Raw genomic sequence first — 20,463 nt, forward strand, 5'->3', positions numbered from 1 at the left:
GCTTACTCCGCTTCGAGACGTTCGGCGCGTTCAGCCGCTTGGAGCGCGGTGAACAGATCATCTAAGTCGCCGCCGAGCACCGAGTCAAGGTTATTGGCTTTAAAACCAATGCGGTGATCGGTAATGCGGTTTTCCGGCCAGTTGTAGGTGCGGATGCGTTCCGAACGATCCATCGTGCGGATCTGTGCTGCGCGGCCCTCGGCGGCCTCGGCATTGGCCTCTTCTTCTGCAATTGCCTGCAAACGAGCAGCCAACACCTGCATGGCACGAGCCTTGTTCTGGATCTGCGAACGTTCCTTCTGGCAAGTCACCACCAAGCCGGTAGGCAGGTGGGTGATACGCACGGCAGAGTCGGTGGTGTTCACGCCCTGGCCACCTTTGCCCGAAGAACGGTAGACGTCGATGCGAAGGTCCTTCTCATCGATTTCCACCTCGCCGACCTCGTCCGGCTCGGGGTAAACCAGCACACCTGCGGCAGAGGTCTGGATGCGCCCCTGCGATTCGGTCACTGGCACACGCTGCACACGGTGCACGCCGCCTTCGAACTTGAACACGCTCCACGCACCATCGCGGGAGGGTTGCTTGGAACGAATCGAAAGGGTCATGTCTTTCACACCACCCAGATCCGACTCCGAAAGGCCGAGCACTTCCATGCTGAACCCGTGCTTATCGGCATAGCGCTGGTACATGCGCACCAGCTCGCCTGCGAATAGGGCTGCTTCTTCTCCGCCTGCGCCTGCCTTGACCTCCATGACGATGTCATCGCCATCGTGGGGGTCGCGGGGTGCAAGCAGGTCTGCGAGCTGCTCTTCGAGGTTGACGATCTCAGCCTCAAGGCGCTGGGCTTCTTCTTTAAACTCAGCGTCTTCATGTGCCATTTCGGCGGCAGCCTCGTGATCTTCACGAGCCTGCACCAATTGGTTATTCACATTGATAATCGGCTGAAGCTCGGAGTATCGCTTCGAAAGCTTACGAAATAGCGCCTGGTCGCCCATGGTTTCCGGGTCGGCCATTTGCATCTCGATGCCCTGGTACTCGGCGACGATATCGTCAACCGCCGATACTTGGTTTGCCACGGGCGAATTACTCCTCTTCCGAATCTGCAGCCATTGGTGCAGAAGACATCACCTGCATGAGGAACTCCCCATTGTTGCGCGTCTTCTTCAACTGCTTGATCAGCAAATCGATCGCTGCCTGGGAATCCAGTGCAGAAAGGATCCTGCGCAGCTTGTGCATGACCCTTGCCTCCTCCGGAGGCAGCAGCAGCTCGTCCTTGCGGGTACCCGATGGATTGACGTCCACAGCCGGGAATACGCGACGCTCGGAGATCTTGCGATCGAGCTTGAGCTCCGCGTTACCGGTGCCCTTGAACTCTTCGAAGATCACCGTATCGCCGGCAGAACCGGTCTCGACCATTGCCGTGGCAATGATGGTAAGCGAGCCACCGTTTTCGATGTTGCGGGCAGCACCAAGGAAACGCTTTGGCGGGTACAGCGCGTTGGAGTCCACACCACCGGAGAGGATTCGACCGGATGCCGGGGAGCTGTTGTTGTATGCACGACCCAGGCGGGTGATGGAATCGAGCAGCACCACCACGTCGAGACCCTGTTCCACCAGGCGCTTTGCGCGCTCGATGGCCAACTCGGCCACGGCGGTGTGCTCGCTCGGTGGGCGGTCGAAGGTGGAGGCAATGACCTCGCCCTTCACGCTGCGCTGCATATCGGTGACTTCTTCGGGGCGCTCATCAACCAACACCACCATGAGGTAGCACTCGGGGTTGTTGGTGGCAATCGCGTTCGCCACGTTTTGCAGGATCGTGGTCTTACCGGCCTTCGGCGGGGAGACGATCAAGGCGCGCTGGCCCTTACCGATGGGCATGATCAAGTCGATCACACGGGTGGTGAGGATCTTCGGATCAGTTTCCAGGCGCAGACGCTGGTTCGGGTACAGCGGGGTGAGCTTGGAAAACTGCGGGCGCTGCTTGGCTTCTTCTACCCCAACGCCGTTGACGGAGTCCACGCGCACGAGCGGGTTGTACTTCTGGCGGTTGCGGCCGCGACCACCCTGGTCGTTATTGGCGCGTGCTTTACCAATGATCGCGTCGCCGGCGCGCAGGCCGAAGCGGCGAACCATCTGGCCATTGACATACACGTCGGCAGGGCCTGCGTGGTAGCCGGTGGTGCGAATGAAGGCAACGTTGTTATCGACGATGTCGAGGATGCCGGCTACGTCGAGAAGCTGCTCGTCATCGCGGGGCTGGTTGTTGTTTTGCTGAGCGTCTCCGCGGTTGTCATTGCGGTTATCCTCGCGGCCACGACGGTTGCGGCGGTTGCGGCGGTTGCCACGCTCGTTGTTATCGCCACGGTCGTTGTTGCGATCGTTGCGGTCATTGTTACGGTCGCCGCGGTCGTTATTGCGGTCGCCACGGTCGCCACCGCGATCATTACGGTCGTTGCGACCGCGCTTTTCGCGCTTATCCTGCTCAGCATCATCATCCTGACGCTGATCCTGGCGTTGATCGCGCTCTGCATCCTGCTGCTGGTTGTTGTCGCGATCATCGCGCTGTTCGCGGCGAGCACGGTTGCGGCGTGCGCGGCGAGCTGCGGAACGGGATTCATAGCGCTCATTGTCTTCGCGCTCTGCGTTGTTGTCCTTGGAGTCCTTGTCCTTGGAGTCATTAGCGTCCTTGGATCCCTTGGCGTCTTGGTCCTTGGAATCCTTGGAGCCCTTGGACTGATCCTCTGCATGGTCTTGCTCTGCTGGATCAACCTGCGAGGTGCGCACAGCACGACGGCGGCGCTTGGGCTGGTGCTCTTCTTGCTCAGATTGCTGAGCAGCCGATTGCTTCGAACCCTCTTGTTGCTGCACATCCCCCTCGGGTGCAGCTTCTTGGGCAGGGGCATTGTTTCGAGACGATGCCTTCTTGGCGCTTGCCTTCGGCTTGGAACCCGCTGCGGCTGGCTTATCTCCAGCTTGTGCACCGCTGATGGCGGCGATCAGATCGCCCTTGCGCAGTGCGGAAGTCCCCTTCAAGCCCAGTTCGCTGGCGAGTTTGCGCAGCTCGGGCAGGCGGAGAGCCGCCAAGTTTCTGTCTTGGCGAGGTGCGCCTTGATCTGTTTGGCTCACAGATTTCCTTTCGTCGCTGCTCGTCGAGTTTTTTCACATCACTGAGCATTCGGAAGCTGCAATGATGCAATACGCCTGGTAACGAGCATGCCGTGTGGTTATTTCCCAGTTTCCGGTGTGCCACCGGTCGTCGGTATGTAAAAACTCCTACTGCTTTTCAGCCACGTTTCGAGCCCGGCGTGCCGCAAGCCGCGATCACAAGCGCTATCTCCAAGGCTTGGAATGCGGGGCGGTTGGCGTCGAAACGCTAGAAAATGCCGATGTTGTAGCAGTGCCGCTCCAAGCAAGAAACCTTGCTCGGGCGAGAATCTTGGTTGAACTTCGCGCTCACGATGCCAACGTACTATGACCAGGAGCCGACAAAGAGCTTGTCTTTGATGGTGGAAGTTCTTGGTTGAGTGTATCGCAAGTTTTCTTCCGGCGCGATCTGCCACGCGTCTAGAAGGCACACACCGTATCTCTACCCGGGCGTATCGATAAGCCTCAAGCAAGCACTAGGGTTAGGTACATGCAGAGCACGATGCAGGAACTGCCCTTAAACCTCCAACGCATTCTTAGTTATGGAGCAAGTGTCCACGCTGGCACTGCGATTACCACCTTTGAAGGCGAGGTTCCTCAAGAAACCAGTTTTGGTGAGGTAGCCGCCCGAGCCGCCGCCTTGGCCCATGCCTTGCGCGATGAGCTTGGGATTCAAGGCGATCAGCGCGTGGCAAGCCTGATGTATAACTGCAACGAGCACTTAGAAACGCTCTTTGCCGTGGCATGCATGGGCGCTGTGTTTAATCCGCTGAACAAGCAATTGATGAATGACCAGATTCGTCACATCATTAATCACGCTGAGGATGAGGTGATCGTGGCGGATCAGCGCCTGGCCAAGCAGCTCGGTTCCGTTCTGGCCGAAGGCTGCCCGCTGGTGCGTGCTGTGGTGTTTATTGGCAGGTCGGATATTCGCCAGGCAGCAGCCCATATCCCGGAGCATATTCGCTGCTATAGCTATGAATCGCTTCTCGACGGCCGAAGCACCGTATATCACTGGCCGGTATTGGAAGAAACCACCGCAGCGGTGATTTGCTATTCCACCGGCACCACCGGAGCGCCGAAGGGCGTGGCTTATTCGCACCGCTCCTTATATCTTCAAGCGATGAACCTGCGCACCACCGACTCGCTGGCTGTGGCGCATGGGCAGTCGTTCCTGTGTTGCGTGCCGATTTATCACATTCTGAGCTGGTGCGTTCCCATCGCAGCCTTCATGTCTGGCACGCCACTGATCTTCCCCGGCGCCGATGTTTCGGCCCCCTCGTTGGCTCATATGATTGCCACCTCGCACCCGCGTGTGGCCAATGGCGTGCCAACCTTGTGGATTCAGCTCATGGTGCACTACATGCGCAATGCCCCTGAACGCATGAGCTTGCAGGAAATTTTCGTTGGCGGCTCGGCAGTCCCACCGATGCTGATCGACCTGTGGGAGGAACGCTACGGCGTGGATGTGGTGCATGTCTGGGGCATGACAGAAACTCTGGCTATCGGCACCGTCGCCCGCCCGCCGTCGGGAGTCTCTGGCGAGACGCGCCGCGAATACCGCATTTCTCAGGGCCGCTTCCCCGCATCCTTGGAGTACCGGGTTGTGAATGACGGCGAGGTGATGAGCTCCACCGACCGCAACCAGGGTGAGATTCAGGTTCGCGGCAACTGGGTGACGGGTTCCTATTATCAATCCGCCACCGAAGAAGCCGGCGGGATTGCCTCTACTTTCCGCACCCAGCAAGTTGATCATGCTCCGGAGCAATTTACTCCCGATGGATGGTTGCGCACCGGCGATGTTGGTTCAGTGACCCGTGATGGCTTCCTTACCGTCAAAGACCGTGCCCGTGATGTGATTCGTTCCGGCGGCGAGTGGATCTATTCGGCCATGTTGGAAAACGCGATTATGAATCAAACCGTGGTGGTAGAAGCCGCGGTGATTGGGTATCCGGATAGGAAGTGGGGCGAACGTCCCCTGGCCGTGACCCGCTTGGCTGATGGCACGCCCCCGGATGCCGAAACTGCCGAGCGTTTGCGCGATAAGTTGCGAGGGATGTTCCCAAGCTGGATGCTGCCGGAGTATTGGGCCTTTGTGAACTATATTGACAAGACTTCGGTGGGTAAGTTCGACAAGATTGATCTTCGCGAACATGTTGCAGCAGGTGACTTTGAGGTCATCGCCCTTCAAGGGCCTGGCTCCGATTCACCAACGCCCAACAATGGGTGATTTACTCCCGTTTTTACCGTAGAATATCTGGGTATATAACCACCGACACATCGATCCCGAACCACCTCCCCTGCCCGCATCCCCTGTTCGCCTCCACGCCCGAAGGAGCACTGCCGGAAGTGACTATCTCACTGGCAATGCCGACGATTCGCCAAAGCAAACCCCCAAGCGGGACCTTGCTTGATAATGGCGTGGGCGCCTTACGCGATCACACCGGGCGGGTGGCCAAAGACCTACGCGTCTCGCTCACAGATCGCTGCAATCTGCGCTGCACCTACTGCATGCCCGAAGAAGGCATGGAGTGGATCCCCAGTGAGGAAGTTTTAAGCGATGAAGAAGTCATCCGCCTGATCCGCATTGGAGTCGAGCGCCTTGGCATTGAACAAGTGCGCTTTACCGGCGGCGAACCGCTCCTGCGGCGCTCCCTTGAGCAGATCATTGCCCAGGCTGCGCAGCTTCAAACCCGCACGGGCACAAAACCCACTATCGCGCTGACTTCCAATGCCCTTGGCCTTGATAAACGCGCCAAGGCCTTAGCAGCAGCCGGTCTCGACCGAGTCAATCTCTCTTTGGATACCCTTGATCCCCAGCGCTATAAGGCACTGACCAGGCGCGATCGCCTCCACGATGCCATCGCGGGGATTGAAGCCGCCATCGACGCAGGACTGCAGCCAGTAAAGATCAATACCGTGGTGATGAAGGGCGTGAATGAAGATGACGTGCTCCCCCTTGCACGCTTTGCCCTTAAGCACCGCTGCCAGCTTCGCTTTATTGAGCAAATGCCCATCGGCCCGCGTGAGCAGTGGCGCCGAGAAGACATGGTCACCGCCGAGGCAATTATCACCACCTTGAGCACCGCGTTTTCCATGACCCCAAGCAGCAAGCCTCGCGGTTCTGCCCCTGCTGCGTTGTGGCAGGCCCAAGCCAAAGACGATGCGCAGCTTGCAGGATCAATCGGCGTGATCGCCTCAGTCACCCATCCTTTTTGCGGCGATTGCGACCGCACGAGGCTTACCACCGATGGCGCTATTCGCAACTGCCTCTTTGCCCACAGCGAAACCAGCCTGCGCAATCTCATGCGAGACGGCGCCACGGACGCAGTCCTTGCCGAGGCCTGGGCTCAGGCAATGTGGCCGAAGGCCTATGGGCATGGGATTAATGATCCCTCCTTCGTGCAACCAGAGCGCACCATGTCTGCCATTGGCGGTTAGGCTGGCAGGCAGCCGGGTTTTTCGCACCCCACCTTAAAAAAACAATCAAGGAGCAGCTCCTATGTCTTGTGAGCACAGTAGTTTTGATCGCAGCGTCGACGAGCATCGCGCCGCAATTATCGATGGCCTCCAGCCACTGCCTACGCAGCACATCCCGGTGGCTGCGGCCGCAGGCCGCGTGCTGGCAAGCGATGTGCAAGCGCAATTAGCTGTGCCGCCTTTTAGCAATTCGGCCATGGACGGCTTTTTAGTTCACCGTGGGGACCTTCGCGGTGAGGCACCCTGGGAATTTCCAGTGATCGCCGATGTGCCGGCTGGAGCAGTGGCCCCGGACTTTGGCCGCGGTGAGGCTTTGAGGATCATGACGGGTGCTGCCTGCGGTGAGCAGTGTGAAGACTATGTGGTGATCCCGGTAGAAGACACCGATGCCTACCCTGCGCAACGCGAGGTGCCCACGACAGTGCAGGTGCGTGCTGCCAATCCCGAGCGCAGCCATATTCGACGTCGCGGTGAGGATGCAGCCATCGGCGAGGTGGTCTTAGAAGCCGGTACTGAGCTCGACGCCGGTGCGATCGCCGCTTTAACCTCGATCGGCGTGGTGGAAGTAGAGGTACACGCCCTGCCTATGGTCTGCGTGCTTTCTTCTGGAGATGAGCTCGCTGCCGCCGGCACCCTTCCTGGCCCAGGGCAGATTCCGGATTCGAATCGCCCGATGATTGCCGAGGCATGTCGCCGTCTGGGCATCAACGTCACCCAACGGCATGTTCCCGATGATCCGGCAGCCTTTGAGCAGGCCTTACAAGAAGCCACGGCCAGTGCCGATGTTGTGATCACCACCGGCGGGGTTTCGGCCGGCGCTTTCGATGTGGTCAAAGAGGTCTTGGGGTCCAGCATGTGGTTTGGCCATGTGGCCATGCAACCGGGCAAACCTCAAGGCGCAGGCATCCACCAGGCGGGGAATCGCCAAGCGGTGGTGCTGTGTCTGCCGGGCAATCCGGTGAGCGCCTATGTGTCCTTCTTCCTGTTTGCCCAGCCTGTGCTGCGTCGCCTCAGCGGCTTTGATGCACAGCGCTGCTTAGAGCTTGTGCAGGTTCAAGCCCGAAGCGCTACTGCCCTTCCCGCCAACGGATCCCGCGAGCAGTTCATCCCCACCTCACTTGAGATGCGCGATCAGCTTGAGGCCACACCCCGCTTGGCTCAAGGGGTTGGTTCCCACCGCGTTGCGTCACTGGCACATGTCCGTGGAATGATTCGACGCGCCCCTGATCACCCAGCAGTTGAAGCTGGCGATAGTGTCGATGTGATTCTTTTTTAGCTTGAATGCTTCTTCTGCCCTGCTTCTACTGTTAGTTTGAGGAACAATCCCATGCGCTTTACCCACCTAAACGACGCCGGTGCCGCCTACATGGTGGATGTGACCAATAAACAGCCCACGGTGCGTGAGGCCACCGCCGAGGGCGAGGTTGCGTGTTCGCCCGAGGTACTCCAGGCGCTGCGCGATGGCAGCGTGCCAAAAGGTGATGTGTTGGCGATAGCCCGCGTTGCAGGTATCGCTGCGGCAAAGCGCGTTCCTGAGCTTTTGCCCTTAGCCCACACCATCGGGGTGCATGGTTGCGCCGTTGAGCTTGAGATCAAAGAAGATCATGTGTGGATTCAAGCCACCGTGCGCACCGCGGACCGCACCGGTGTGGAGATGGAAGCCCTCACCGCGGTCAGTGTGGCTGCGTTGAGCATTGTGGATATGGTCAAGGGCGTAGATCGCTCCGCCTATATCCGTACCTGTGGCATCGTTGCGAAATCCGGCGGGCGCTCTGGGGATTGGTCGCGTGAGCTTCCCCGCTAGCACCTCGGTGATTGTGCTCGCCGGCGGTAAAAGTGAGCGCATGGGCCACGATAAGGCGCAGGTCAAGGTCAATGGCATTCGGCTTTTCGACGCCACACTGGCCAATATCCCACCGCAATGCGAGGTGGTGGCCGTAAGCCCCGTCGAGCTGGGTTTTCACCCACGGGTGTGTGAATCACCAGCATATGGTGGCCCGGTAGCAGGCATTGCGGCGGCACTGCCCTGGTGCACCGGGCAACTGGTGGGCATTATGGCTGTGGATGCCCCCGCGGCACCGTTGCTATTGCCGCGCATGGCAGCGCTCTTAGCCGAGCACGCAGTCGATGCTGTGGTAGTAAGCGATGGGACGCATCGCAATGCCTTGTGCTCTTTATGGCATGCCCAAGCCCTGCGCCAAGCGCTGGCGCGATTGGATCGCACCCGCGATATTGCGGCCAAAAAATTGCTCGATCACGCCAAGGTTTATGCGCTGCAAGGAGGTGGCTTGGAGCAAGATTATGACACGCCCGAGCAGCTCCGCCGCCTTGGCAACATCAGCTTCTAGCGCAGGCGAATATCCAGCACCATGCCTTGTTGGCGATGCCCTGGCAAGGAGCACCAGCCCCGCATGCCCTGATGCACAGTGATGCGAATATGATCGCGCTGGCCTGGTGCAAGCAGCGCTGTGCGCTGAGAGCCGAGCACCAGATCGTGGGTCATATCGCCGGTGTTGTGCACTTCAATGTCCAATGTTTGGCCAGGAGATGCCTCAATGACATCGGGCACAAACGATAAGCCTTCAATCCGTACCTGCACTGCCCTTCCGGCCTCCGCCTGCTGGGTGTGCGTGGCCTGCTGATCGGCGAGAACAAGCTGTGGCGCAAGGTGCTGCGCGAGGATACTGATCACGGCTGCGATGCCAAGACCGAGCAGGGCGAAGGTGAAGTTCTGCGTTTGTTTATCCATGGCGTAGGCCTTTTCTCTGTCGCACCACGGCAAAGCTCAGCGCGAGCACCGTCCAAAGCACACCAAGGCCTACCAGCACGATCCATAGGGGGCTTTGGAAAAGGGCAAGCAGGCTACCAACAATGATCAGCGCGATGCGCGCATAACCACTGCGTTGCGCCCTGGCACGGGCTCGTTGCACAGCCTTTGGGCCGCCACCAACCATGGTGGGCAATAAAAACTGCAGCACACTGAGCACCACCAATAACAGCACCGAAGCAAGCAACGCCGGGATGATCTGCTGGAATACCTCCCGAGGGTCACGTCCGAGGATGAGCGCTGTGGCGTCGAAAAGCTGCAAAGCAAGCAAGCTGCACAGCGCCACCACTACCCCGGCGGGTGCGGCATCAAGCCCGGAACTGTGGCGCACGGCGCTGCGCACGATAGGCCACAGCAACCAGGCGCCCACCGCACAAAGGCCAAGGCCGAAAACGCCGGCGATGCGCGGTAATTGGAAGATCAATAACCACACAATGTGCAACAAGCAAAGGCTGAGAAGAAACAGGGCGGGCGAAACGCGAGCGCGGGCTTCTTCGCTGATAGGGGTGGCACTCAATGTGGGCAACAAGGTCACAACGGTGCCGTACATGCTGAAACCAACAAAGCCCCACAGCGCTGCACGAGCATGTGCTGCGATCAGCCCGCTAAAACTGCCCAACCCGAACCCGGCGCACACCACGCAGCCAATGGCGATACATAGGGCAACGAGGGCGGCAATGTACATGGGCACGGTGCTAGCAAAGCGGCCGGAGAGGGAGCCACGCAGCCGGGTAATCACCCACCACAATTGCCACAGACTCGCCAGCGTGATTAGCGAGGCGCCGAGGGTTTCTAGCAGGTGCCAACTACTGGCGGGGCTCGACACCATGAGCAGGATCAGGCCCAGTTGGAGCAGGCCGATTCTTGTGGCGATGGCGCGGAAGCCACTGGGAGGTTGGCGGGTCAGCGCCTCCGTGAAGTGGGTGATGTAGCCGAAAATGGCGGTGGCGATTGCCCCGAGCGTTACGGTGTGGATGGCTTGCCACCAGCTCACCGGTTGGCCTAGAAAGCGAGCCACCCATGCAGCGATGGCGCTGAGCACCCACGCGGCGATGATGACAAAAAGACTGGTGTGCCAGCGTGCTCTCGTGGCTAAAGAATGATCACTTAGCGCCAATGTGGGCTTGGCGCTCGCAGGTGAAAGGCCTGCGAGAGCGCCGAGGGGTTGGGGCTTTGTAGGCTCAGGAGGCTGCAGTTGCACCGCGCACCTCCTTGGTGTTGCCTCGGATCACGCTCAGGCTGATGGCACAAGCCATAAACACCGCGATGGCGACAACGTTCGCGCTGATCGCTACCCGCCAGCTTGGCGTGAGCATCAATAGCGCGCTGAGTACCCGCAGCGCGAGGCTAAGGTGCAACACGATCAAGGGAATATACAGCACGGGGCTATATGGCAGCGGGCGTTTAGTAATAGCCGTGGCGATGGTGGGAGCGTGGGCGAAAATCATGGAAAATACGAAGCCCAAGAAGATCATGTGAACGCGCAGATCATACGGCCCATTGAGCATCCAGGTGCAGGCAGCAGCGATAAGCCAGCCATAGCCTGCGAGCATGCACCAGGCGCTATAGCGTGGCAGACCGGCAGCGTGGATGAGTCTGCGCGCTACGTCGATGTGCACCGAGCGCAGCGCCAATAAGAGCACGACGACGCCAAAGAGGCGGCCCGCGTGAGGGATCACGGCAGCAGCAAAGGCGCCAAGCACCAATACGGCGATGCTCGATTCCGCCTGCGCGCCGCTAAACGCTACTCGGGCAAGTTCCATGCGTTCACCGATGATGGTGGCGATAACAAAGATCGCCGCGAAGCTCAGTGCCGGGCTCAAGGTGTGGCTCAAAAGCCATTGCAGCACTGCACATGCTCCTGCGACCGCACCGACCAATTGCACCAGGATGGCGGTGGTGGCTGCGCGGCGTTGGATGCTGGCGTAGATCCCGCACAGTCCGCCGAAGGCGCCAAGCCAAGCCAGGCCGGCGATCGGGCCTAGGCCTACAAGCATGGCGAGGCTTCCGCTAAGCCCGAGGATGGGCACGATCCATGCCCAGGATTTCCGCACTGCAACGGCGCGTTCGAGGCTGATCACGGTGCCGAGAAAGCCAAAGACCATGAGGGCACCGTGATCGATGGGGTGTGATCGGATCTCAAGCGGTGCTTTCAACACTCCGCCAAGCCCGAGGCCGGCACCCAGGCCGATAGCGAGGGATACACCCGCGCCTGCCAGCAGCAGCAATCGGCCGATGGGTGCTCGTTGAGCCCCGGAATTGTTTTTCACATCTTTCATCGTAGTTATTCTCCGGCTATGCTTCCAACCATGCAATTACCCCTTTCAAGCACCGAACACACCCCCACTCTGAACGCCTGCGTAATCCCCCACGCCCTGCGCCACGGCGCGATCCACGGCGCATTGGGTTCCCGCGGGGTGGGCGAATCGATGATCCTGATTGCCCCGCACAACCCAATTCCATTGCTCAAAGAAGTTGAAGCGCGCGAAGAAACCTTCCAGGTGAAATACCTGCAGGAAGGCCCAAAGGATTGGCATATTCAATTCACCCGCACCGCCTAGCAGCAAGCCAGGGTCGGCGGTGGAGACCCGCCGGCCTTAAAGCCCTAAAACACTTCCACGCATCTGGATACGGCAGGTTGCTCGCCAGACTTCGGCTACCAACCTTCGACTAGCCGCCCCAAGCAACCACACTTCGGCACCGCCATAAGCTAAAAACGCGACACCACAGCTCCACAACACAGCGTGAGCACCTAACACCCCAGCAAGGCAGGGGCATTCACTCCTGAAGCCCCCAAGCCACGCTCTCATCTTTGTCAGGCTCCCCCGCACAGCAATGACCGGCTTGGGATCGAGCATCCGCCTCGCGGTGAGAATCAAGTGCCTCAGCAATGCTGTCCCACACGCCAGCGATCACCTCAAACACATCACAGACCCCACCGCGAGAGCTCGGCGTATTTATCAGTAGGCACGCCTCATTACCTACCCTGGCAATACCGATTACACCGCGACTTAAACCAGCCTTTTCGGTGTGCTCAAGCCCTTGAATAAGCACCTGCATTTCTAGGCCATATAGTCGCTGGATTATGTACTCCATGCTGATTTCTGGAGTGACATTACCCGGGTTCAAACCCGTGCCACCAGCGATAACGATCACTGCGGGCCGCATCGCAGCAGCCCAATCAAACGCTGAAACAAGTGGCTCACGCCCCTCCCCCACACAGCGTTGATGCACTTTTGCCACACCGAGCGCCTTGAGTTGCCTTTCGACTTCCGGACCGGCCTTGTTTGGCCGCTGACCGCGGATTATACGATCGCCAACCACGATGCTCACCGCATCCCAATCTTGCACGGCACTCCTTCCCTTCGGCGAATGCACAGCTTTTAAGTGCCGCCATCACGGCATGAGGTGACTAGCCCCGGCATTTAAAGCCCAACCACCACCACAGACAGCGGCAGGTGACCAATACCTTCACGCGTACCGCCTGAACTTTCCGCAGATCAGGGGTGACAACGATACTTTTTTTGACTTTTTTCGTGAAAATTTAGCTTTTTAAGTATTAAACACGGTAAATTCGAAGTCAATTAGCGTGAGGTGACAGGCACCTCATAGCGCCCCCTTTTTCCAAAGGAATCACATGATGCAACTACGCACCGACCAACGCGTGCTTGAGGGCTGGGATCCCGAGCACCAAGAAACCTGGGACAGCAAAATTGCCTGGACCACGTTGTGGATCTCCACCATCGTGCTGATCATCGGCTTCGCTACCTGGTATCTCGTCTCTGCTATCGCGCCGATGCTCAATCAAATCGGCTTCGACCTGAGCAAATCGCAGCTCTACTGGCTCACCGCCATCCCCGGACTCTCCTGCGGTATCTTCCGACTCATCTTCATGTTCTTGCCGCCTATGATCGGCACCCGGAAGCTCGTGAGCATGTCCTCCCTGCTGTTCATCATCCCGATGATCGGCTGGTTCTTCGCCGTCCAAAACTCCGATACCCCCTACTGGTGGCTGCTCACCCTCGCTTTCATCTCAGGCATCGGCGGTGGCGTCTTCTCAGGCTTCATGCCCTCCACCGGCTACTTCTTTCCCAAGCGCCTCCAAGGAACAGCCTTGGGCATCCAGGCCGGCATTGGTAACTTCGGCATTTCCTTTATCCAGCTCGTAGCCCCTTGGCTCATGGGCTTTAGCCTCCTCGGCCTTGGCTTCGTGGCTCCACAACGCACCGACGATGGCGAAGTATTCGTCCACACCCCCGCCATCATCATGGTGCCCTGGGCTATCGTCGGCGCCATCGTGGCTTGGATGCTGCTTAAAGATGTGCCGGTTAAGGCAAATATCCGCCAGCAGATCGACATCTTCGGCAACAAGAACACCTGGATCCTCACCGTGGTGTATCTGATGACCTTCGGCGCATTCTCCGGTTTCGCCGCACAGCTCGCACTGCTGATCAACAACGTCTTTGGCGAGGCCTCCCAATTCGCAGGCCAGTACGCAGACCTTCCCAAGGGCGCAAAATATGCCTTCCTTGGCCCCCTGATCGGTGCACTGGTTCGCGCCATGTGGGGCCCTTTGTGCGACCGTTTCGGTGGTGCAATCTGGACCTTCATCGGCGGCCTTGGCATGACCATCTTCACTGCTTTGGCAGCCTTGACGCTGAATCCCGATGAGCCCGGCCAGTACAAGTGGTTCTTAATTTTCATGCTCATCGTCTTCTTCTTCACAGGCCTCGGCAATGCGGGCACCTTCAAGCAGATGCCCATGATTTTGCCCAAGCGCCAAGCCGGCGGCGTGATCGGTTGGACCGGTGGCATTGCAGCATTCGGCCCGTTTATTTGCGGTGTGCTGTTGTCGCTGATGGCACCACAGGTGTTCTTCTTCGGTTGCGTGGTCTTCTTCGCCATCACCACGGCCTTGGTGTGGATCTACTACGCCCGACCCGGCGCTCCCTTCCCAGGTTAAGCCGCATTTCGTGCCCCTTATCACTATCGACAGCAAATAAGAAAGGGTCCTTACGATGCCAACAGCTTCGCAATCGTCTAACCCCCTCTTCCAAATGGGCAGCTTCTTGCGCAAGGGCGAAACCGGCAAAGAAGGCCAGCAAATCTTCCTCAAAGGTGGCCGGCAGGCGGATGTGTTTTATCGCGACCGCTGGGCTTTTGACAAGGTTGTGCGTTCAACCCACGGCGTGAACTGCACTGGTTCTTGTTCCTGGAAGGTCTACGTTAAAGATGGCGTGATCACCTGGGAATCCCAGGCAGTGGATTACCCAACCACCGGGCCCGACATGCCCGATTATGAGCCTCGTGGTTGCCCCCGCGGCGCATCCTTTTCCTGGTACACCTACTCGCCTACGCGCATTCGCTACCCCTATATCCGCGGCGTTCTTCTTGATATGTTCCGCGAGGCCAAGGGGCGTTTGCGCGACCCAGTATTGGCTTGGCGCGAGATCGTGGAAACACCAGAAAAGCGCGAGGCATATATCTCTCAGCGTGGCAAAGGTGGTTTGGTGCGTGTGGGCTATGACGAGGCAATGGAAATTGCGGCAGCAGCCCATGTTTACACCGTCAAGCAATATGGCCCTGACCGCATCGCAGGCTTCACCGTCATCCCGGCGATGTCGCAAGTGTCCTACGGTGCAGGTACTCGCTTCCTGCAACTCATCGGCGGCGTGGCGCTGTCTTTCTACGACTGGTACGCAGACCTTCCGCCGGCTTCCCCGCAAACCTTCGGTGATCAAACCGATGTGCCAGAATCTGGCGATTGGTACAACTCCAGTTACTTAATGATGTGGGGATCTAATATCCCCGTCACGCGTACTCCCGATGCGCACTTTATGGCAGAGACGCGCTATAAGGGCACCAAGGTTGTGGTGGTGTCTCCCGACTTTGCAGATAACACCAAGTTTGCTGATGAATGGCTCAGGCTTGCACCTGGCACCGATGGTGCGCTGGCTTTTGCCATGGGCCATGTGATCTTGAGTGAATTCCATGTGGGCAAGAAGGAGCCTTTCTTCCTTGACTACATGCGGCAATTCACCGATGCCCCCTTCTTAGTGGAGCTGGATCAACGAGCAGACGGCACTTTCACCCCAGGCAAGTTCCTCAGTGCAGCCCAAAGCGGTGACGATTCGCTGGCAAGCACGGCCAATGCCACCCACCGCCTGCTGGTGATGGAAGCTGATGGAGCCATCAAGGATCCCGGCGGCACCGTGGCCGATCGCTGGGGTGATGATGGCGAGGGCAAGTGGAACCTCAAGCTCGATGGTGTTGCCCCGGTGATGTCGGTGGCAGAAACCAACGGCTTTGATACTGCCGAGGTGTGCTTCCCGCGCTTTGATCTTCCAGGCGGCGGCGATCAGGAAGGCCCTGTTGGTGCCGGCGTCGTGCACCGTGGTGTGCCCACGCGAAAGGTCAACGGCAAGCTGGTTACCACCGTGTATGACTTGATGCTCGCCCACTATGGTGTGAGCCGCGCAGAGCTGAACTTGCCTGGTCAGTGGCCCGAAGATTTCTTTGACGCATCTGTGGTGGGCACTCCCGCATGGCAAGAAGAGCTCACCGGCGTGCCCGCTAATGCGGCGATTCGTATTGGGCGAGAATTTGCTCAAAATGCTGTGGATTCCGGTGGACGTTCGCAGATCATCATGGGCGCTGGTGTCAACCACTACTTCCATGCTGATTCCATCTATCGCACCTTCTTGGCACTGACCTCGATGTGCGGTACCCAGGGCGTCAATGGTGGCGGCTGGGCGCACTATGTGGGTCAAGAAAAGCTGCGTCCGATGAATGGTTGGGGCCAGTACGCTTTTGCTGGCGATTGGAACCGCCCGCCGCGTCAGATGATTTCTACCGGCTTCTACTACCTCACCACTGATCAGTGGCGCTATGACTCCACCAAAGCCGCACGTTTGGCCTCGCCTTTGGCAAACCGTGGCGTGGTGGGTAATAAGACCACCGCCGATACGCTGGTGGAATCGATGAAGCGCGGTTGGATGCCTGCGTATCCGCAGTTTGATCGCAACACCTTGTTGCTTGCCGAAGAAGCCAAGCAACAAGGCATCTCACCTCAAGAACACATTGCCAATGAGCTCAACGCGGGCAATCTTCACTTTGCTTGCGAGGATCCCGATAATCCGCAGAACTATCCGCGTATTTTGCTTAACTGGCGTACCAACCTTTTGGGTTCTTCTGCCAAGGGCACGGAGTTCTTCTTACGCCACATGCTTGGTATTGATTCTGATGCTTCTGCCGAAGAGATCGGCCCTGAGGATCGCCCCGAGCAGATGGTCTGGCGCGATGAGGCCCCGAAGGGGAAGTTGGATCTGATGATGACCACCGACTTCCGCAACACCTCTACCTCACTGAGCTCGGATATCGTGCTGCCTGCTGCTACTTGGTATGAAAAGCACGATATGTCTTCTACAGACATGCACCCCTTCTTGCACTCCTTTAATGCAGCCATTAATCCGCCCTGGGAGGCACGAAGCGATTTCGAGGTCTTCCGCGATTTGGCCGCTGCGTTTTCCAAGCTCGCAGCCAAGTGGTTGGGTACCCAAACAGATGTGGTGGCTGCACCGCTTGCCCACGACTCCCCCGATGAGCTGGCCATGCCCGGTGGTGTGGTGCCTCCGCTGGATGAGCATGGCTATGTGCCAGGTAAGACGATGGCCAAGCTCATTCCTGTCGAGCGCGATTACGGCGCTGTGTATGAAAAATGGATGCACCTAGGCCCACTAACAGGCAAGCTGGGCACCGGTGTGCACGGCACGGCCTATGACGTGTCCAAGCAAACTGATGAGTTGCGTCTGATCTTGGGTGAATCCGAGACTGCTAGTGCCGGTATGCGCCCGGATCTCAGTTCGGCCCCGAAGGTGATCAACATGATCTTGCACCTTTCTGGAGTCTCAAATGGCGAGGTGGCAGCCGAAGGCTTCCGCAATCAGGCAAAGCGCACAGGCCTGGATAACCTCCATGAGCTCGTCGATAATGTAGAAGGCACGCGCATCAACTGGGACATGATCAAGGAACGCCCGGCGGAAGTCATCACTTCTCCTGAGTGGACGGGTATTAAAAAGGATGGTCGGCGCTACACGGCGTTTTCGATCAACCGCGAGTACTTAAAGCCCTTCCATACTTTGTCTGGTCGTATGCACTACTACCTCGACCACGACTGGTTCATTGATTATGGCGAGGCCTTGCCCATGTATCGCCCGCCGCTTGATCACTTGCACGTCCACGGCGAGACGGCTCCGGGTGAGCTGTTGCAAAACAACGCCGGAGATCCAGAGGTCACCGTTCGCTACCTCACCACGCACAATAAGTGGTCGATTCACTCGCAGTACTACGACAACCTGCATGTGTTGTCTATCTCTCGTGGTGGCCAGGTGATTTGGATGTCCCAAAAAGACGCCGACAAGCTTGGTGTTCGCGATAACGACTGGGTTGAGGCTTATAACCGCAATGGTGTGGTTTCGGCTCGCGCGATCGTTTCTTATCGCATCCCTGAAGGCACGGTGTTTATGAACCACGCCCAGGAACGCACTACGGGCACGCCGCTCAATGAGTCCACCGGACGCCGCGGCGGTACCCACAATTCGCTTACCCGCATCATGATCAAGCCGATTCACGTCGCCGGTGGCTATGGCCACCTCACCTACGGCTTCAACTACATCGGCCCCACTGGCAATAACCGTGACGAGGTCACGCGCATCCGCCGCCGCTCCCAGGAGGTTGAATACTAATGAAGGTCATGGCCCAAATTGCGATGATCATGAACCTAGACAAGTGCATCGGCTGCCACACGTGTTCTGTGACCTGTAAGCAGGCATGGACCAACCGCGAGGGCACCGAGTACATGTGGTTCAACAACGTAGAAACGCGCCCTGGCGTTGGTTATCCCTATGGCTGGGAAGATCAAGGCAAGTGGGAAGGCGGCTGGGTGCTTGATAAGCGCGGCAAGCTCAAGCCTCGTTCGGGTGGGCGTTTAAAAAAGCTCGCCACCATCTTCCATAACCCCAAGCTGCCTACGATCGAGGATTATTACGAGCCTTGGACCTATGAGTATGAAAAGCTGCTCTCGGCTCCTGCAGGGCAAAAGACCCAGCCCACTGCTCGGCCTGTGTCGCAGCTCGATGGCCGGCCGATCGATACCATCAAGTGGTCTTCTAACTGGGATGATAACCTCGGCGGCTCCGGGCAAACACTTGATGATGACCCAGTGCTCAAGCAGATGAATATGCAGGTGCGCAAGGAGATCGAAGATGCCTTCATGTTCTATCTTCCGCGTATTTGCGAGCACTGTCTGAACCCCACCTGCGTTTCTTCTTGCCCTTCGGGGGCGATGTATAAGCGCAGTGAAGACGGCATCGTGTTGGTAGATCAAGATCGTTGCCGTGGTTGGCGCATGTGTGTTTCGGGCTGTCCGTATAAGAAGGTCTACTTCAACCACAAAACCGGCAAGGCCGAAAAATGTACCTTGTGTTATCCACGCATCGAGGTTGGCCAGCCCACCGTGTGTTCGGAAACCTGCGTCGGCCGCCTTCGTTACCTAGGAGTCTTGCTTTACGACGCCGACCGTGTGGCATCGGCAGCCTCCACACCGGAAGAAGGCGATCTCTTCCAAGCCCAAAAAGATATTCTGCTTGATCCCCATGATCCTGAGGTTCAGCGCGCGGCAGTAGAAGCTGGCATCCCGCACTCCTGGATCGATGCTGCACAGCAATCTCCCATCTGGGATCTCATCTTCCGTTATGAGGTGGCCGTGCCCTTGCACCCGGAGTATCGCACCTTGCCTATGGTGTGGTACATCCCGCCACTGAGCCCAGTGGTGGATGCCGTGACTGCCTCTGGCGCAGATGGCGAGCACCACAAGGTGTTGCTCTCTGCCATTTCCAATATGCGTATCCCCCTGGAGTACCTCGCGGGGCTGTTTACCGCCGGCGATACAGCGGCGGTAGAAAAGGTGCTGCGCAGGCTTGCCGCAATGCGTTCGTATATGCGCGATATCAACCTCGGCCAAAAGCCGCAGGAAGCTATTGCCGCTTCGGTGGGCATGACCGGCAAGGACATGGAAGCGATGTATCGCTTGCTTGCCATTGCCAAGTATGACGATCGCTACGTTATCCCCACTGCTTCGCCGGAGACACCGCGCGGTATTTCCTCGCTGCCTTCTTTCGGCGGCGCGGATCCTGCTGCCAGCGTGGAACAATTCCACGGTTTGGGTGAAGGCGCCCCCGAGGCCTGCCACAGCGGCGCAGGCGCAGGGCCTGTAGCGCTTACTTCTTGGAGTGCTGGGCAGCGTCCAGACTCGATGTTTCCAAGGAGCCGATAGATGCGTACCCACGTCGGCATCGTCCCGGCTCCAACCCCGGCCGTAACTGTTACCCAGCAGCAACGCCGCAGGCTGTTTATGGCCTGTTCCCTACTGCTGGACTACCCGGATGAGGTCTTAATCCAACGCATCCCCACGGTTCACAAAGCGCTAGGTGCTATGCCTGCAGCGATTGAAGCGGAACTCGAAGCGTTTTTCCACGCTGTTGCTATCCACTCTGCTCGCTGGTTGGAGGAACACTATGTAGATACCTTTGATCAGCGCCGCCGCTGTTCGCTGTTTTTGAGCTACTACGCTGTTGGCGATACTCGCCAGCGTGGCACAGCCATCTTGGCGTTTCGTGATGCACTTGGCGCCTTAGGCTTTGAGCTCGATCGCGATGAACTTCCCGACCACTTGTGCGTTTTGCTCGAAGCTGCAGGGCTTGCTCAAGGCGAGGCGCATGATCAAGCAACCCAAATTCTTGCCACCCACCGCGATGGCATCGAGGTGCTGCGCGCAGCCCTTGAAACCTTCAATTCTCCCTATGCGCACCTGATCAAGGCTGTGTGCATGGCGTTGCCGGAGATTGACCAAGAGCTTGCTCAGCACTTTATGGAGCTAATTCGTCAGGGGCCACCCTCCGAACTGGTTGGCCTTGGCACCCCATTTCCCTTTGCCCAAACCGAAAACCCCTAAA

16 protein-coding genes are annotated in these 20,463 nt (G+C 58.3%); 10 read left to right on the plus strand and 6 right to left on the minus strand.

Features of this window, described 5'->3' with window-relative positions; all coding sequences use genetic code 11:
• Window positions 1-2: 2 nt before the first annotated feature.
• Window positions 3-1,076 carry a peptide chain release factor 1 gene (gene prfA, locus IEU99_RS07070; RefSeq protein WP_128890014.1) on the minus strand — a complete coding sequence of 358 codons (1,074 nt, stop codon included), beginning with the start codon at window positions 1,074-1,076 and terminating at the stop codon, window positions 3-5.
• A gap of 7 nt (window positions 1,077-1,083) precedes the next feature.
• Entirely contained in the window at window positions 1,084-3,084 is a 2,001-nt protein-coding gene (gene rho / locus IEU99_RS07075; RefSeq protein ID WP_371869480.1) for a transcription termination factor Rho, read from the minus strand.
• Between the two features lie 550 nt (window positions 3,085-3,634).
• Between rho and IEU99_RS07080 the strand changes: the two genes are divergently transcribed.
• The 5 genes from IEU99_RS07080 (at window position 3,635) to mobA (ending at window position 8,972) form a co-directional block, all read left to right on the plus strand.
• A complete protein-coding gene (locus IEU99_RS07080; RefSeq protein ID WP_128890016.1) occupies window positions 3,635-5,374 on the plus strand; it encodes a long-chain fatty-acid--CoA ligase in 1,740 nt (579 codons plus the stop codon).
• A gap of 137 nt (window positions 5,375-5,511) precedes the next feature.
• Complete coding sequence (gene moaA / locus IEU99_RS07085; RefSeq protein ID WP_128890842.1) at window positions 5,512-6,585, plus strand: GTP 3',8-cyclase MoaA; 1,074 nt, start codon at window positions 5,512-5,514, stop codon at window positions 6,583-6,585.
• A gap of 61 nt (window positions 6,586-6,646) precedes the next feature.
• The gene (locus tag IEU99_RS07090) at window positions 6,647-7,900 is read left to right on the plus strand and encodes a molybdopterin molybdotransferase MoeA (RefSeq protein WP_128890017.1); all 1,254 of its coding nucleotides are present in this window, start codon (window positions 6,647-6,649) and stop codon (window positions 7,898-7,900) included.
• 51 nt (window positions 7,901-7,951) lie between these two features.
• Window positions 7,952-8,428: a cyclic pyranopterin monophosphate synthase MoaC gene (moaC, locus tag IEU99_RS07095; protein ID WP_128890018.1), complete on the plus strand. Its 477-nt coding sequence runs from the start codon at window positions 7,952-7,954 to the stop codon at window positions 8,426-8,428.
• Window positions 8,412-8,972, plus strand: coding sequence for a molybdenum cofactor guanylyltransferase (mobA, locus tag IEU99_RS07100; RefSeq protein ID WP_128890019.1), 561 nt, complete (start codon window positions 8,412-8,414; stop codon window positions 8,970-8,972). The genes moaC and mobA overlap by 17 nt, the downstream gene beginning before the upstream one ends.
• Here the strand turns inward: mobA and IEU99_RS07105 are convergent.
• From IEU99_RS07105 to IEU99_RS07115, 3 genes are read right to left on the minus strand one after another with little or no spacing between them, the layout of a single operon-like run.
• A complete protein-coding gene (locus tag IEU99_RS07105; protein WP_128890020.1) occupies window positions 8,969-9,373 on the minus strand; it encodes a cupredoxin domain-containing protein in 405 nt (134 codons plus the stop codon). The two genes, mobA and IEU99_RS07105, sit on opposite strands and share 4 nt — an antisense overlap.
• Window positions 9,366-10,652 carry a beta-carotene 15,15'-monooxygenase gene (locus tag IEU99_RS07110; protein WP_128890021.1) on the minus strand — a complete coding sequence of 429 codons (1,287 nt, stop codon included), beginning with the start codon at window positions 10,650-10,652 and terminating at the stop codon, window positions 9,366-9,368. Before IEU99_RS07110 ends, IEU99_RS07105 begins: the two co-directional genes overlap by 8 nt.
• Window positions 10,633-11,730: a DUF8744 domain-containing protein gene (locus IEU99_RS07115; protein WP_128890022.1), complete on the minus strand. Its 1,098-nt coding sequence runs from the start codon at window positions 11,728-11,730 to the stop codon at window positions 10,633-10,635. Before IEU99_RS07115 ends, IEU99_RS07110 begins: the two co-directional genes overlap by 20 nt.
• Before the next feature lie 30 nt (window positions 11,731-11,760).
• Here IEU99_RS07115 and IEU99_RS07120 point away from each other — a divergent pair, with 30 nt between their 5' ends.
• Window positions 11,761-12,012, plus strand: a complete 252-nt coding sequence (locus IEU99_RS07120; protein WP_128890023.1) for a DUF2249 domain-containing protein — start codon at window positions 11,761-11,763, stop codon at window positions 12,010-12,012.
• A 217-nt stretch (window positions 12,013-12,229) separates the two neighbouring features.
• Here IEU99_RS07120 and IEU99_RS07125 read toward each other — a convergent pair whose 3' ends face one another.
• Entirely contained in the window at window positions 12,230-12,802 is a 573-nt protein-coding gene (locus IEU99_RS07125; RefSeq protein WP_164931163.1) for a molybdopterin-binding protein, read from the minus strand.
• 286 nt (window positions 12,803-13,088) lie between these two features.
• On the opposite strand from IEU99_RS07125, the gene IEU99_RS07130 reads away from it, so the two are divergent.
• The 4 genes from IEU99_RS07130 to narJ are packed head-to-tail and all read left to right on the plus strand — an operon-like array spanning window position 13,089 to window position 20,462.
• Window positions 13,089-14,414 (plus strand): nitrate/nitrite transporter, encoded by a 1,326-nt coding sequence (locus tag IEU99_RS07130; protein ID WP_128890025.1) that lies wholly within the window; start codon window positions 13,089-13,091, stop codon window positions 14,412-14,414.
• A 55-nt stretch (window positions 14,415-14,469) separates the two neighbouring features.
• On the plus strand, window positions 14,470-18,195 hold the full coding sequence (locus IEU99_RS07135; RefSeq protein WP_128890026.1) for a nitrate reductase subunit alpha: 3,726 nt from the start codon (window positions 14,470-14,472) through the stop codon (window positions 18,193-18,195).
• Entirely contained in the window at window positions 18,195-19,784 is a 1,590-nt protein-coding gene (narH, locus tag IEU99_RS07140; protein ID WP_123960411.1) for a nitrate reductase subunit beta, read from the plus strand. The genes IEU99_RS07135 and narH overlap by 1 nt, the downstream gene beginning before the upstream one ends.
• Window positions 19,785-20,462 (plus strand): nitrate reductase molybdenum cofactor assembly chaperone, encoded by a 678-nt coding sequence (gene narJ, locus IEU99_RS07145; protein WP_128890027.1) that lies wholly within the window; start codon window positions 19,785-19,787, stop codon window positions 20,460-20,462.
• Window position 20,463 lies beyond the last annotated feature (1 nt).

Source organism: Corynebacterium pelargi, assembly GCF_014635485.1.
Taxonomy (GTDB): Bacteria; Actinomycetota; Actinomycetes; order Mycobacteriales; family Mycobacteriaceae; genus Corynebacterium; species Corynebacterium pelargi.

Bases quoted from the DNA above. Each gene is read 5' to 3' on its own strand.
- IEU99_RS07080 (WP_128890016.1), top strand. From the start codon at position 3,635: ATGCAGAGCACGATGCAGGAACTGCCCTTAAACCTCCAACGCATTCTT.
- moaA (WP_128890842.1), top strand. From the start codon at position 5,512: ATGCCGACGATTCGCCAAAGCAAACCCCCAAGCGGGACCTTGCTTGAT.
- IEU99_RS07090 (WP_128890017.1), top strand. From the start codon at position 6,647: ATGTCTTGTGAGCACAGTAGTTTTGATCGCAGCGTCGACGAGCATCGC.
- moaC (WP_128890018.1), top strand. From the start codon at position 7,952: ATGCGCTTTACCCACCTAAACGACGCCGGTGCCGCCTACATGGTGGAT.
- IEU99_RS07105 (WP_128890020.1), bottom strand. From the start codon at position 9,373: ATGGATAAACAAACGCAGAACTTCACCTTCGCCCTGCTCGGTCTTGGC.
- IEU99_RS07115 (WP_128890022.1), bottom strand. From the start codon at position 11,730: ATGAAAGATGTGAAAAACAATTCCGGGGCTCAACGAGCACCCATCGGC.
- IEU99_RS07120 (WP_128890023.1), top strand. From the start codon at position 11,761: ATGCAATTACCCCTTTCAAGCACCGAACACACCCCCACTCTGAACGCC.
- IEU99_RS07130 (WP_128890025.1), top strand. From the start codon at position 13,089: ATGATGCAACTACGCACCGACCAACGCGTGCTTGAGGGCTGGGATCCC.
- IEU99_RS07135 (WP_128890026.1), top strand. From the start codon at position 14,470: ATGCCAACAGCTTCGCAATCGTCTAACCCCCTCTTCCAAATGGGCAGC.
- narH (WP_123960411.1), top strand. From the start codon at position 18,195: ATGAAGGTCATGGCCCAAATTGCGATGATCATGAACCTAGACAAGTGC.
- narJ (WP_128890027.1), top strand. From the start codon at position 19,785: ATGCGTACCCACGTCGGCATCGTCCCGGCTCCAACCCCGGCCGTAACT.